Source organism: Chryseobacterium tructae (assembly GCF_030409875.1).
GTDB lineage: Bacteria > Bacteroidota > Bacteroidia > Flavobacteriales > Weeksellaceae > Chryseobacterium > Chryseobacterium tructae.
Genome location: NZ_JAUFQR010000001.1, coordinates 785,279 through 800,104, shown reverse-complemented (window position 1 = coordinate 800,104; position 14,826 = coordinate 785,279). Strand labels below are relative to the sequence as shown.

The 14,826-nt window shown below is 36.5% G+C and carries 11 protein-coding genes and 3 pseudogenes; 9 read left to right on the top strand and 5 right to left on the bottom strand.

Translation table 11 applies throughout. The features are described 5' to 3' along the window. Positions 1-126: 126 nt before the first annotated feature. The 4 genes and pseudogenes from QWZ06_RS28285 to QWZ06_RS03845 all read left to right on the top strand — a co-directional run bounded on the left by QWZ06_RS28285 (position 127) and on the right by QWZ06_RS03845 (position 6,226). Entirely contained in the window at positions 127-702 is a 576-nt protein-coding gene (locus tag QWZ06_RS28285) for an efflux RND transporter periplasmic adaptor subunit (RefSeq protein ID WP_290295787.1), read from the top strand. Then, a complete protein-coding gene (locus QWZ06_RS28280; RefSeq protein ID WP_290295785.1) occupies positions 699-1,286 on the top strand; it encodes an efflux RND transporter periplasmic adaptor subunit in 588 nt (195 codons plus the stop codon). Before QWZ06_RS28285 ends, QWZ06_RS28280 begins: the two co-directional genes overlap by 4 nt. A gap of 38 nt (positions 1,287-1,324) precedes the next feature. Next, positions 1,325-4,508: pseudogene (locus tag QWZ06_RS03850) on the top strand (efflux RND transporter permease subunit). A 353-nt stretch (positions 4,509-4,861) separates the two neighbouring features. Beyond that, on the top strand, positions 4,862-6,226 hold the full coding sequence (locus tag QWZ06_RS03845) for an efflux transporter outer membrane subunit (protein ID WP_290295784.1): 1,365 nt from the start codon (positions 4,862-4,864) through the stop codon (positions 6,224-6,226). A 215-nt stretch (positions 6,227-6,441) separates the two neighbouring features. Here QWZ06_RS03845 and miaA read toward each other — a convergent pair whose 3' ends face one another. Next, positions 6,442-7,356: a tRNA (adenosine(37)-N6)-dimethylallyltransferase MiaA gene (gene miaA / locus QWZ06_RS03840; protein ID WP_290295783.1), complete on the bottom strand. Its 915-nt coding sequence runs from the start codon at positions 7,354-7,356 to the stop codon at positions 6,442-6,444. Positions 7,357-7,463: 107 nt separating this feature from the next. Here miaA and QWZ06_RS03835 point away from each other — a divergent pair, with 107 nt between their 5' ends. The 3 genes from QWZ06_RS03835 (at position 7,464) to nadA (ending at position 10,068) form a co-directional block, all read left to right on the top strand. Continuing rightward, complete coding sequence (locus QWZ06_RS03835) at positions 7,464-8,309, top strand: YicC family protein (protein WP_290295782.1); 846 nt, start codon at positions 7,464-7,466, stop codon at positions 8,307-8,309. A 68-nt stretch (positions 8,310-8,377) separates the two neighbouring features. Further along, positions 8,378-8,941, top strand: coding sequence for a guanylate kinase (gmk, locus tag QWZ06_RS03830; protein ID WP_115973650.1), 564 nt, complete (start codon positions 8,378-8,380; stop codon positions 8,939-8,941). A gap of 107 nt (positions 8,942-9,048) precedes the next feature. Further along, on the top strand, positions 9,049-10,068 hold the full coding sequence (gene nadA, locus QWZ06_RS03825; RefSeq protein WP_290295781.1) for a quinolinate synthase NadA: 1,020 nt from the start codon (positions 9,049-9,051) through the stop codon (positions 10,066-10,068). A 95-nt stretch (positions 10,069-10,163) separates the two neighbouring features. Here nadA and QWZ06_RS03820 read toward each other — a convergent pair whose 3' ends face one another. The 4 genes from QWZ06_RS03820 to QWZ06_RS03805 all read right to left on the bottom strand — a co-directional run bounded on the left by QWZ06_RS03820 (position 10,164) and on the right by QWZ06_RS03805 (position 11,096). Then, positions 10,164-10,376 carry a hypothetical protein gene (locus QWZ06_RS03820; protein WP_160136181.1) on the bottom strand — a complete coding sequence of 71 codons (213 nt, stop codon included), beginning with the start codon at positions 10,374-10,376 and terminating at the stop codon, positions 10,164-10,166. Between the two features lie 53 nt (positions 10,377-10,429). Continuing rightward, entirely contained in the window at positions 10,430-10,627 is a 198-nt protein-coding gene (locus QWZ06_RS03815) for a hypothetical protein (protein ID WP_290295780.1), read from the bottom strand. A gap of 37 nt (positions 10,628-10,664) precedes the next feature. Beyond that, on the bottom strand, positions 10,665-10,835 hold the full coding sequence (locus tag QWZ06_RS03810; RefSeq protein ID WP_165852318.1) for a bacteriocin-like protein: 171 nt from the start codon (positions 10,833-10,835) through the stop codon (positions 10,665-10,667). A 66-nt stretch (positions 10,836-10,901) separates the two neighbouring features. Beyond that, the gene (locus QWZ06_RS03805; protein ID WP_290295778.1) at positions 10,902-11,096 is read right to left on the bottom strand and encodes a hypothetical protein; all 195 of its coding nucleotides are present in this window, start codon (positions 11,094-11,096) and stop codon (positions 10,902-10,904) included. Between the two features lie 333 nt (positions 11,097-11,429). Between QWZ06_RS03805 and thrA the strand changes: the two are divergent. Beyond that, positions 11,430-13,879: pseudogene (gene thrA / locus QWZ06_RS03800) on the top strand (bifunctional aspartate kinase/homoserine dehydrogenase I). A 10-nt stretch (positions 13,880-13,889) separates the two neighbouring features. Then, positions 13,890-14,824, top strand: a pseudogene (locus tag QWZ06_RS28115) (homoserine kinase). Positions 14,825-14,826 lie beyond the last annotated feature (2 nt).

Here is a 14,826-nt window from a genome sequence, read left to right as displayed (position 1 = left end):
ATCGGACATTAAAAATTCTGTAATTTTTTTTGAACTAATTATTAACACTGTTAGGAAAAAAAACAGCATTTATTAAAAAGAAACATTACTTACATCTAACACTTCATTAAAAAAATTAAACTAACAATGAACATACCTGGAAAAACAAGGTTTATTGTACTTATATCAAGTATAATTCTTTTACAGAGCTGCACTAAAGCTGCAGAAGGATCCAATACTGCCCCACCAGCTCCAGAACTTCCGGTTTATACCGTTATCACCTCTCCTGCTACCACCTATCAGGAATTTCCCACTGCTTTGGAAGGAAAGAACAATGTGGAAATAAGATCTCAGGTGGATGGATATCTTGATAGAATTTATGTAGAGGAAGGCGCTTATGTAAGAGCAGGACAACCTTTATTTAAAATAGACTCAAGAAGTTATGGTGAACAGATGAATATGGCTCAGGCCAATCTTCAGGCTGCTAATGCTAATATACAGAAGGCAAAAGTAGAAGTTGACAGGCTTCAGCCTTTAGTAGCTGCAAAAGTGGTTTCTGATGTACAGCTTAAAACGGCTAAAGCTAATTATGAAGCTGCTGTCGCGGCAGCCGCACAAGCCAGAGCTTCTGTTGGAAGCGCCAAAATCAATGTAGGATTTACCACCATCACTGCACCAGTAAGTGGATACATAGGAAGAATACCTTTTAAAAAGGAAGTTTGATCTCCAGAACAGATCCTAATCCATTGACTTTATTATCAGACATCAGTGAGATTTATGCCTATTTCTCTTTAAGTGAACTCGATTTTATTGCTTTTCAGAATAAATATCCGGGCGGTACTTTAGACGAAAAGCTAAAAAATATGCCAATGGTAGATTTGATCATTGCTGACAACAGTACTTATCCTGAAAAAGGAAGATTGAGTATCGTAGACGGGCAATTTGACAAAACAACAGGGGCTATCAGTGTACGGGCCATTTTCCCTAATACCAACGGTACATTGAGAACCGGAAATACAGGAAGAGTGCGTATGCCACAACTGATTTCAAATGCAGTGGTAATTCCACAAGAATCTACTTTCGAAATTCAAGACAAAACGTATGTCTATGTAATGGATAAGGATAAGAAAGTAACCGGAAAACCGATCAAAATTTCTGGAAAGACAGACAGCTATTATTTTATTTCTGAAGGACTTTCACCAGGAGAAAAAATTGTCTATACCGGAATCGGAAGCCTGAAAGATGGTGTTTCTATCAGACCTAAAGCTATTTCTTCAGACAGTTTATTGAGAGCAAAACCTTTGTAAATACTCTGAAACAGAAGACTTAAAAAAATAAACTTCTTATGTTAAAACAATTTATAGAAAGACCGGTACTTTCAACGGTCATCTCCATAATACTCTTATTATTGGGAGCCTTGTCTCTCTTTAATTTGCCCATTGCTCTCTTTCCAGATATCGCCCCGCCAAGTGTTCAGGTAACAGCTTTCTATCCGGGAGCGAATGCTGAAGTAGTAGCACGTTCTGTAGCAACCCCTATTGAGGAAGCGGTGAACGGGGTTGAAAACATGACCTACATGACTTCCAACTCCAGTAATGACGGTACCATGACCCTGAGCGTTTTCTTTAAACAAGGATCTGATCCTGATAATGCTGCAGTAAACGTTCAAAACCGTGTATCAAAAGCAATGAGTCAGCTTCCTCAGGAAGTAGTACAAGCCGGAATTTCAACGCAGAAAGTTCAGAATAGTATGATTATGTTTATGGGTTTATCCAGTGATGATCCAAAACAATATGATGAACTTTTCTTACAAAATTACCTTAAGATCAATGTAATTCCACAAATCCAGCGTATCCCTGGGGTTGCTCAGGCTCAAGTTTTCGGAACAAGAGATTATTCCATGAGAATTTGGCTAAAACCGGATCGCTTGGCTGCCAACAACCTTTCTCCACAGGAAGTTCTGAATGCCATCAAAGACCACAACCTTGAAGCAGCTCCGGGACGTCTTGGGCAGGGAAGTAAGGAAACTTATGAGTATATCCTTAAATATAAAGGAAAGCTAAACAAAGGCGAAGATTACGAAAGCATTGCCATTAAAGCAAATAGTGATGGCTCATTCTTAAGATTAAAAGATGTTGCAAGAGTAGAATTTGGTTCTTATACCTATACAGCAACAAACAGAGTAGATGGAAAACCTGTTGCCGGGTTCGCCATTTTACAAACTGCCGGCTCTAATGCCAATGAGATCCTGACTGAGATTGAAAAGCAGGTAGATCAGTTCAGCACTACCCTGCCTAAAGGAGTGAAGCCAATTATCATGTATAATTCCAAGGATTTCCTTGATGCTTCTATCCACCAGGTAGTGGAAACATTAGTGATTGCATTTATTTTGGTATTTATCGTAGTATTTATCTTTCTTCAGGATTTCAGATCTACTTTAATCCCAGCGATTGCAGTACCTGTTGCCATTATTGGTACTTTCTTCTTCCTTCAGTTATTTGGTTTTAGTATCAACATGCTTACCTTATTTGCATTGGTACTCGCCATTGGTATTGTAGTAGATGATGCTATTGTCGTAGTAGAAGCTGTCCATTCCAAAATGGAACAAACAGGAATGCCTGTAGAACATGCCACCATGAACTCTATGAGTGAAATCTCAGGAGCTATTATTTCAATTACATTGGTGATGTGTGCTGTATTTATTCCGGTTGGGTTTATGCAAGGACCCGCAGGAGTTTTCTACAGACAATTTGCCTTTACATTGGCAATTGCTATTATGATTTCTGCAGTGAACGCTTTAACATTAAGTCCTGCATTATGTGCTCTTTTCCTGAATGATCCTCAGGGAGAACACGGTGAACATGGTCAAAAAAAAGGTTTTGGAGCTCGATTTTTCAATGCATTTAATGCCAGCTTCAATAACATGACCAAAAAGTATATTTATAGCCTAAAGTTTTTAATCAAAAATAAGTGGGTAGCCATTGGAGGTCTTGTTCTGATAACGGCAGCAAGTATCTTCATGATTAAAAAAGCGCCTTCCGGATTTATTCCAACAGAAGACCAAGGCTTCGTATTATATGCCGTTAATACTCCTCCGGGAAGTTCATTGGAAAGAACACACAGAGCAACGGAACAAATTGATAAAATCATTAATGGAGAAAGCAACCAATCACCTTTGGGTAGCCGATGGGATGAACTTTATCAGTAATGCCAATGCTTCTCCTTATTCTGCGGGTTTCATTAAACTTAAAGATTATGATCAACGTGGAGATATGAAAGATCCGGATCAAATTGCAGCTGCATTAACAGGGAAAGTAAGTCAAGTAAAAGATGCCAATGCATTCTTCTTTAACTTCCCAACAATCCAGGGATTTGGTAACGTTTCCGGTTTTGAATTTATGTTGCAGGACAAAACCAATGGTTCTTTTGAACAATTGGGAACAACTACTCAACAATTCATTGGTGAATTGATGAAACGTCCGGAGATTGCCTTTGCCTTTACAACATATGCAGCAGGAAATCCACAATATACTATTGATGTAGATACTGATAAAGCCAATCAGCTAGGAGTCTCCGTAACTGAATTAATGCAAACCATGCAGATTTATTACGGAAGTAGCTTTGTTTCGGATTTCAACAGATTCGGAAAATACTACAGAGTGATGGCTCAGGCAGATATTCCTTATCGTACAGATATTAACTCTTTGGAAGGAATCTATGTGAAAAACAAATCAGGAGAAATGGTTCCTGCTAAAACATTGGTTACCTTAAAAAGAACATTCGGACCGGAAACTGTGACTAGAAATAACCTGTTCAACGCCGTAACGATTAATGGAACTCCAAAGCCTGGATACAGTACCGGAGATGCTATTAAAGCTGTTGAAGAAGTTGCACAGAAATCTCTTCCTAGAGGTTATGGATATGAATGGACAGGTATTACACGTGAAGAGATCAAAACAGGAGGACAAACTACTTTTATTTTCTTATTAAGTATCTTATTCGTTTACTTCCTGTTGGCTGCTCAATATGAAAGTTATATTCTTCCATTTGCCATTATCCTGACCATTCCAACAGGAATATTCGGAGTATTTGCTTTCACAGGACTGGCAGGAATTGATAACAATATCTATGTACAAGTTGGATTAATCATGCTCGTCGGATTATTGGCCAAAAATGCCATTCTGATCGTGGAATTTGCTGTACAGAGAAGAAAAGCCGGAAGATCATTGATTGAATCAGCACTTCAGGCTTCAAGATTACGTTTGAGACCGATCCTGATGACTTCATTTGCTTTCATCGTAGGTATGCTTCCATTGGTATGGACGCAGGGAGCTTCCGCAAAAGGAAACCATTCTATCGGTTACAGTACAGTAGGAGGAATGCTTACAGGAGTAATATTTGGAATATTCATTATCCCGGTAATGTATGTTGTTTTCCAATACCTGCATGAAAAAATGCCAAGTAAAAAGAAGAAAAGACTTCTGAAAAAACAAATGGAAGAAGAGCTTTTAGCTTCCACTATTAATTAAATGACACAAAATAGAGATTTATAAGACACAAAAGAATTGAAACACTTAAGTGATTTTAGTTAAAAGTATACTACATAAGAAGTTCACATAAGTTTTTGAAAATCGTTGATTTTCTCATTCCAAAGCATCTGTGTCATTTGTGGTAAAATAAAATTATATAAACTATTGAGGAATACAAAAGCTTTCAGCACCGAGCCATTTTAAGGTGAAAAAAGCTGAATATAGGAAATACATAGATGTTTTGAAAACTCTTGACTTTCCATATCAATACCATTATAAACATTAGTGTCATTCTATAATCATAGGTATTCCTCAAAGTTTTCTACTTCATTAAAGTTTATTAAACAAAAACTATGAAAAGACTAAAAAATATTATATTAACATTCGCCATAGCCTTAGGGTCTGTTTCGTGTGTCTCAAAACTGGCATACACAGAACCGGATCTCCCAATTCCGGAAAAGTTTCAGTACACAGCTACTGCGGATACAGCAAGCATTGCCAACCTGGAATGGAAACAATTTTTCAATGATCCTATTTTACAGGGATTGATTGAAAAAGGAATTAAAAATAATTATGACCTACAAATTGCCTTAAAACAAGTAGCTTCTTCACAGGAAAAACTGAAACAGGCAAAGTATATGCAATACCCTGATGTTGGTTTTGGAGTGGCTGCACAAATTTCAAAGCCATCTAAAAACAGCATGAACGGACAAAGCTTAAACCTATTTTTAGGGCAAAGCCATGTTGAAGATTATAACGCAGCTTTTAATTTATCATGGGAAGCTGATATCTGGGGAAAGATCAAAAACCAACAGGAAGTTTCAAGAATGCAGTACCTGCAGACTTACGAAGGCTCAAAAGCTATTCAAACGCAGGTTGTAGCGGCCATTGCTCAAGGGTATTATAATCTTTTGATGCTGGATAAACAATTAGCTATTGCCAAATCTAATCTGGAATTGAGCAGCAATACCCTGATGATTACACAAAAGATGTGGGAAAGTGGCGATACAACTTCTTTAGGAGTACAGCAAGCAAATGCTCAGAAACAAGCCACTGAACTTTTGATCTCACAATTGGAACAGAACATTGCTATTCAGGAAAATGCTTTAAGTATTCTGGTTGGCGAGACTCCTAATAAAGTAAACAGAACGCTGGAAATGTCTGATACTTCCCTACCTCAGAATATCATGGCAGGTCTTCCGGCAGCTATGGTAAGCCGCAGACCGGATGTACGCCAACAAGAATTGGTCTTATTGGAATCTAATGCGATGGTAGGTATAGCCCAAGCCAATATGTATCCTGCACTAAAGATTACAGCCAATGGTGGGGTCAATTCATTTAAATTTGATAACTGGTTTCAGATTCCGGCCTCATTATTTGGATCTGTATTAGGAGGAATTACTCAGCCTATTTTTCAGAAAAGACAATTGAAGACGGATTTTGAAGTCGCTAAAATTCAAAGAGAGAAAAATGTACTGGCATTCCGTCAATCTGTATTGAATGCCGTAGGTGAAGTTTCTGATGCTTTGGTTTCCAATGAAAATTTAAAAATTCAGGAACAAAAAGCAGCTGAGCAATCCACCACATTGAAAGATGGAATTAAAAGTGCACAACTTCTTTACAGAGGAGGTTCAGCCAATTATCTTGAGGTCATTAGCGCACAAGGAAATTCACTTCAGGCAGAGCTGAATCTAGCTTCCATTAAAGACAGAGATTAAGCAGCATTGTAGATTTATACAGAGCGCTGGGAGGCGGTTGGAAGTAGTAAATTTAATTTATATTGTTTTATAATGCGGTTCTTTATGGATCGCATTTTTTGTTTTTATTAATTTATAAAACAAAAAATGAAGTTTCTACTTCATCAGAATGACAAACAGAATCATTGTTTTTTCATTCCGTAAGAGTCTCAACTTATATTTTTAAAATGGAAAAATTATTTCTGAAACTGTTCAGTAATCCAAAGAATCAGATTATCATAATCCTGTTGTGAATATCCCAACTGCAAATAATGAATATCGTCTGCCTTTCGATACCAAGTCAGCTGTCGTTTAGCATATCTCCGGCTATTCTTTTTAATCTCAGAAATGGCAAAATCGAAATCCCATTCGCCATCAAAATATTTGAATAGTTCCGCATAGCCAACCGTATTCAATGCAGTTAATCCTTTGAATTTTTCCAACCCTTTTACCTCATCCAAAAGCCCTTTTTCCATCATCATATCAACCCGGCGATTGATTCTATCATATAATTCTTCCCTTGGAGCTTCAATTCCAATTCTGATGACGTTAAAATCTCTGGAATCTTGGGAAACAGCAATCTGTTCAGAATATTTTTTATTGGTTTGCCAGATCACATCAATGGCACGTAAAAGTCTTCGATGATTGTGAATGTCTACTACTTCAAAATATTCGGGATCTAATTCCTTTAAAATTTCCTGAAGTTTTTCAATTCCTTCCCCTTCCATCATATTCTGAAGTTTCTCCTGATTTTCAGCATCTGCTTCTGGGAGATCATTTAATCCTTCAATCACAGCTTTTTCGTACATCATACTTCCCCCCACAAGAATGACGGTGTTATGATTTTGAAAAAGTTCATTGAGTTTCTTCAGAGCATCTTCTTCGTATTGCCCAATAGAATAGTATTCTTCTACGGAAAGGTTTCCGATAAAATGATGAGGTGCTTCAGCTAATTCTTCTTCAGAGGGAGCTGCCGTTCCTATTTTCATTTCCTTGAAAAACTGTCTGGAATCACAGGAAATAATTTCGGTATTGAAATGTTTTGCCAGATCAATTGCCAGTTTTGTCTTCCCTATTCCGGTGGGTCCTACTACAGATATCAGATTTTTCATCGGTGCACATTCATTATTTTATCTGTAAAATAGAATCTTTTACAGATTTCACTGTGCTAATTTAAATGTTTATCTTTGTAGAACAATAAAAAACTATGATTTTATCAATGACTGGCTTCGGTAGAGCCGAAGGTGTTTTTGAAGGAAAAAAAATAACAATAGATATTAAATCACTGAACAGCAAGAGCTTTGATTTAAATATCAAAATTCCTTTACGTTATAAAGAAAAAGAATTTGAGATCAGAAAAATTCTTAACGATAGAATTATCCGTGGAAAAGTTGACTGTTATGTCAATATTGAAAATCTTGAAGAATCTAATGATGTAAAAATCAATAAAGGTTTAATTGATTCATACATCAATGAACTTAAAAATATTGCATCTGATGGCCCTAATTTCGAATATCTTAAAATGGCCGTTCGACTTCCTGATGCTATCACCTCAAGACCTGATGAACTTGCAGAAGGCGAATGGGAAGCATTGGCAAAAATCGTTAATGCTGCAGTAGACAGATTCGAAGAATTCAGAAAAACGGAAGGGGGCATTTTACATGAAGAACTCAACAGAAATATTCAAAACATTGATCAATATCTGGGTGAAGTGATTCCTTTTGAAGAAGAAAGAATCGTAAGTGTAAAAGAACGCTACCAAAAAACTTTGAAAGAATTCGAAAATGTAGATGAAACCCGTTTCTACCAGGAAATGGCTTACTTTACAGAAAAGCTGGATATTTCAGAAGAAAAGGTAAGACTTACTCAGCATTTGAAATATTATAAAGAAGTAATGGATAATGAATCTTTCAACGGTAAAAAACTGGGGTTTATCTCTCAGGAAATCGGAAGAGAGATCAATACATTAGGTTCTAAAGCCAATCACGCCGAAATTCAGAAACTGGTTGTGAAAATGAAGGATGATTTGGAGAAAATTAAAGAACAAACGTTAAACGTATTATAGACCATAGACCTATAGACAATGATGAGAGACTTGTCTCCCTATCTCCTGTCTAAAAATCTCAAATCTAAATGGATAAAGTAATTATATTTTCAGCGCCGTCTGGAAGCGGAAAAACTACATTGGTAAAACATTCCCTTGAAACGTTCCCGGAACTGGAATTTTCAATCTCTTGCACTACAAGACAGCCAAGAGGAAGTGAAGTACATGCAGTAGACTACCATTTTTTATCACCTGATGAATTCAGACAAAAAATTTCGGAAGATGCTTTTGTAGAATATGAAGAAGTATACACTGATAAATATTACGGAACTTTAAAATCTGAAGTAGAAAAGATCTGGAATCAGGGAAAAGTTGTTATTTTTGATGTAGACGTTAAAGGTGGAATTTCCCTGAAAAAATACTTTGGAGAAAAGGCATTGTCTATTTTTATAGAACCGCCTTCCATTGAAGAACTGGAACGAAGATTGATTTCAAGAAATACGGACGATGCAGAAACCATCAAAACCCGTGTTGAAAAAGCTGAAGAAGAAATGTCTTACGCCAGCGAATTTGACAGGATCGTAATCAATTCCGATCTTGATGAAGCTAAAAAAGAAATAGAAAGTTTAATAAAAAGTTTTATCAATAATTAATGGCTGGAAGGTAGGGGGTCAGAAGATGAAAGCAGTATACTTTCATCCAAATCTAACTTCTAATTTCTAACATCTAACTTCTGATAATAAAAAACATTGAGGTTGATATGAGTACCGAAACATTAGAAAAAGCTAAATCTGCAATTCCTGTAAAAGGATTTTTGGATATAAAAGATATAGCCATTCCTCAGGGAGAAGAATTGGTAAAAGCCATTCTGAAGCTTAAGGAAGAGAAAAACGCTGTAATCCTAGCACATTATTACCAACCCGGAGAAATTCAGGACATTGCTGATTTCCTTGGAGATTCTCTACAATTGGCAAGACAGGCAAAGGAAACAAATGCTGATATGATCGTATTCTGCGGAGTACATTTCATGGCTGAAGCAGCAAAAATTCTTAACCCAACTAAAAAAGTAGTTTTACCTGATACAATGGCTGGATGCTCTCTGGCAGACGGATGTTCAGGGGAAGGGCTAAGAAAAATGCGTGAACAACATCCTGATGCTTTAATTGCCACTTACATTAACTGTAATGCAGAAACAAAGGCAGAAAGTGATATCATTGTAACAAGTTCCAATGCTGAAACAGTTATTGAAGCCCTTCCAAAAGACAGACCTATTATTTTCGCACCGGACAAAAACCTGGGAAGGTATTTATCTAAAAAGACAGGTCGTGATATGATCCTTTGGGACGGAAGCTGTATAGTACACGAAGCATTTTCTATGGAGAGAATTGCAAAGCAGCTTGCAGATAATCCGGATGCGAAAATGATTGCACACCCGGAAAGTGAAGAAGCCGTTTTAAAATTAGCTCACTTTATTGGTTCTACATCTGCTCTTTTAAACTTTGTGGAAAAAGATGATTGCCAAAAGTTCATCATTGCAACAGAAGAAGGAATTCTTCACGAAATGAGAAAACGCGCACCTCATAAAGAATTGATTCCGGCATTAGTTTTTGACGAAAGCTGTAATTGCTCTGAATGTTTCTACATGAAGCGTAATACAATGGAAAAACTGTATTTGTGTATGAAATACGAACTTCCTGAAATTCTTATCGACGAAGACTTAAGAGTAAAAGCATTGAAACCCATTGAGGCGATGCTTGATCTTTCTAAAAGCATAAAATAAGCAAAAAGCACTGTTTTTACAGTGCTTTTTTATTTTTTAATGGTGATCGAATTGAGATACTTCACCATCCATTTTTGATTTTTATTAAATGATCCTTAATGATTATAATAATCAGAATAATCAGGGCCATAGCAATCTGCACTCACATCTACACAGTTTCTGCATTCGGGTGATAATCCCCAAAAACTCATACAACCATAAGTATATTCAGGGCCATCGCCGTAGTTTCCTGAGGTTGAACATCTGGCACAGCCACTCATTTGTTGCCCTTTAATATCTTTCAACTTTGTTCTTGATAATTTTTTCATGTTTAAGTTTGTTATTAATTAGTACTTTTAAAAAAATATTATAATTATTTCTATTACCTATCCCCAAAACAGTAAATACTTACTCCTACACAGTTTCTGTTTCTACAATAATCAGGTAGTGCAAAATAATTCTCACATGTTCCACCGTATTCTGACCCCGGTCCATACATAATATGGCTAGGACATCCGTTACAAATAGATGCATTGGCTCCTTCAATACTTTTAAGACTGAATCTTGATAATTTTTTCATACTATAAAAATTTTGAATGATTGCAATCTGATTCAAGTTACAGCATTGGAGCATAACATTTCCCTCCCGGCTTTAGCCAACATCCCCATTTACCTCCTCCCATAAAGCATACAAGCTGCTCACTACCACAAGCATCAATTTGAATTTGTGTTGCACCACCACTGATACTTTTCTTTTGCTCTCGTGTTAATTTTTTAATTGTTTTCATAATGTTTGATTTTAAGATGATAAGTAGAAAATTCTGTTATATAATAATTATATTCTATTAAAAAAATTAATAAGGTCCAAAGCATTCGCTGCTTACAATTACCCTTCCTTTACAACATTCAGGTAAGCTATTAAAGCTCTCACATGATCTTACATCATTCGGTCCATAAGGACCAACAGGACAAGTTTCATAACAAGCGCCAGGTCCTCCTCCATTAATTAATTTCAAATTTTCTCTCTTAATTTTTTTTGAATTTTTCATAGGATTTTTATTTTAGTTAATATCATAAATATAAGATTTTTAATCAATTACACAAAATATATCTCTAAAAAAGGACTTATTAATTTATAATCTTAAAAGTTGTCTATCTCAAAATAATTTGTACATTTGTTCCGTTACAATGAATTTTTCTAGAAACATATCTGATATTTCTATCCTGAAATCACCTATTTCAGGAGTATCTTCTGTTTCTACGTTCACAACTACAACGACTACCCCATAAAGGGGTAAATTTTCACATATTATTTTCGGTACCCTGTACTCTTTTTTTAAAGAGTAACCCTTTCACTTTACCTAACCTTAAAAAAATAATAGATGAAAATCTTAAAATTCGGCGGAACATCAGTCGCCAATTCTCAAAATATCCTGCTGGTGGAAAACATTGTTAAAAAGGAATCTTCACAAGATAATATTGTAGTTGTTGTATCTGCCCTTCATGGGGTAACAGATCTCCTTCTTCAGGCAGCAGAATATGCATCCGTTCAAAACGAAGGTTATCTGCAGCTTCTTAAAAATGCAGAAGAAAAACACCTGAACCTTGTCAAAGAACTTATCCCCATTTTAGAACAAAGTTCCCAGCTCAGTTTTGTAAAAAAACATTTCAATGATCTCGAAGATATCTACAACGGAATCTTTATTCTCGGCGAACTTACTTTAAGAATCAAAGATAAAATTGCCTCATACGGAGAGTTTTTGTCTTCTAATATTATAGCGGCACGACTTCAGTATCAGGGATTGGATTGTTTATGGATGAATGCTGCCGAGCTCATCAAAACAGACAGCAATTTTACCAACGCAAAGGTGAATTTCAATAGTACTGAAAGCAATTTTAAAAATTATTTTAATCAACATCAAAACCGTGTTATCATAGGTCCTGGTTCATAGCTAGTGATGAAAAAAACTGTACGACAACATTAGGCAGAGGTGGCTCAGATTATACCGCCGCGATCATTGCTGCCGCTATTCATGCTGAAGAACTTCAGATATGGACAGATGTAAGTGGAATGATGACTGCAGATCCCCGTCTGGCTTCCCATGCTAAACCTATCGCTGAAATTTCTTACCACGAGGCTATGGAACTTTCTCATTTTGGAGCAAAGGTTATTTATCCACCGTCAATTCAGCCGGTAATGGTCAAAAACATTAACCTTAAAATTAAAAACACTTTCGATCCGGAAGCGCAAGGAACATTGATTTCGCATCACTTGAATAATGCAGAACATGAAAAACAACAGGTTGCTGTAGGGATTTCAAATATGGGGACTATTGCCCTTCTGACTTTAGAAGGCAGTGGTATGATAGGAATTCCTGGAATTTCGGCAAAGCTCTTTCAATGCCTGAGTCAGGAAAAAATAAATGTGATTCTGATTACACAAGGATCTTCAGAACATTCTATTACCATAGCAATTCATGAAAAAGATAAAGTAGCTGCTGAAAACGCTATTAATTTGTCTTTTGCAGATGATATCAATTTAAAAAGAGTAGCTCCTATCAATATTGAAACAGGTCTTTCCATTGTGGCATTAGTAGGAGAAAATATGAAAAGCAGAAGTGGCGTAAGTGCTAAAATGTTTGGATGTCTGGGCAATAATGGAATCAACATCAGAACTATTGCGCAAGGGTCGTCGGAAAGAAACATTAGCGTTGTTATTGCCGAAAAAGATGCCAGAAAAGCCGTAAATGTTCTTCATGAAGAATTTTTCGAATCTGAAATCAAGCAGATCCATCTCTATATCTGTGGAACAGGAAATGTAGGAACTAAGCTTATCCAACAGATCTATGATCAGAATCAATATTTGAGAGACCATCATTTTATCAATCTAAGAATTGCCGGCCTCTCCAACAGTCGTAAAATGATATTTGCTGATAGGGGAATTTCTGAAAAAGAATATATTAACTGGAATGAATCTGGTATCGAAGCTTCTGCCCCAAGATTTGCAAAAGAAATCATCGCCCGTAATTTAAGAAACTCTGTTTTTGTGGATATTACTGCAAGTTCAGAAATTCCGGAAGTATATGAGAGTCTATTGAAAAGAAACATCAATATTGTTGCTTGTAATAAAATTGCAGCTTCATCAGATTTTGAAAAATATACCTCATTAAAAAATACTGCCAGAAACCATAACTGCAGCTTTCACTTTGAAACCAATGTAGGAGCCGGACTTCCAGTAATAGGAACAATCAACGACCTTATCAAAAGTGGTGATAAAATTACTTCTATTGAGGCTGTCCTTAGTGGAACATTAAATTTTGTGTTCAATACTTATGACGGAAGCAGAACATTTTCTGAAGTGGTAGCCCAGGCTCAGAAGGAAGGTTATACAGAGCCGGATCCAAGACTAGACCTTTCCGGAACAGATGTAGCCCGAAAAATTTTAATTCTCGCCAGAGAAGCCGGATATCCTCTACAGTTTGAAGAAATTGAAAACATTGGCTTTTTGCCTGAAGCCTGTATGGAAGGAAGTGTAGAGCGTTTCTACGAAAAGCTTACAGAATATGAAAGTCATTTTAAATCATTATTTAACAATGCACAAAAAGAAGGAAAAATACTAAAGTATACTGCAGAATTTAAAGAAGGAAAAGCCAAAGTCGGCTTACAGCATGTAGCTCCGGGAAGTGACCTGTTTCATCTCTATGGAAAAGACAATATTGTCATTTTTAAAACCTTAAGATATTCTGAGCAGCCATTGGTTATAAAAGGAGCTGGCGCAGGAGCAGAAGTAACAGCCAGTGGGATCTTCGCAGACATCATCCGTTCAGTTTAAAAACAAAAATATGAAAAAAGTAAAATTAAAAATTCCAGCCACAGTAGCCAATCTGGTATGTGGATTTGATATTCTGGGAATGGCTGTCAATGACCCTTATGATGAAATGGAAATCCGTTTACTGGAAACTCCGGAAATCATCATTAAACATAGAGATCTTTTTGGTCTTCCAGAAGAACCTGCCAAAAATGTTGCAGGGGTAGTTCTTTTAAAAATTCAGGAGCATTTCAACTTGAAAAACGGTTTTGAGGTTATTATTCATAAACATATAAAACCTGGAAGCGGGCTTGGCTCCAGCGCGGCTAGCGCCGCCGGAGCCGCCCTTGGAGCCAATATTTTATTAGGAAATATTCTATCAAAAGACGAAATGGTGCATTTGCCATGTTTGGAGAAGAGCTTGCTTCCGGAGTTCGCCATGCAGATAATATTGCGCCATGCATTTATGGTGGAATTACTTTGGTAAAATCTACCCATCCTATTGATATCATCCCGTTGAATGCACCAGATTTATTTGTTGCCGCTGTGCATCCTCAAGTGGAAGTCAAAACTTCTGATTCAAGGCAGATCCTAAAGAAAAATATAACTTTAAAAAGTGCTGTGGAGCAATGGGGAAATATTGCAGGATTGATAGCCGGCATTCAGAAAAATGATTTTGCATTGATTGGAAGAAGCCTTAACGATGTCATTATAGAACCAGTAAGGAGTATTTTAATTCCAAGATTTGATGAAGTTAAATCAAAGAGTCTTCAACTTGGAGCTCTCGGAGGCGGAATTTCAGGATCAGGGCCTTCCATTTTTATGTTGGCTGAAGAAAAAGAAACGGCCGAAAAGATCGCTGATCTGATGAAATCTATGTATGACGAAATCAACATAGATAACTTCGTCTATGTTTCCAAAATAAATCCTGTGGGAATTGAAATCATTGAAGAACCCAAACAAGATTAAAA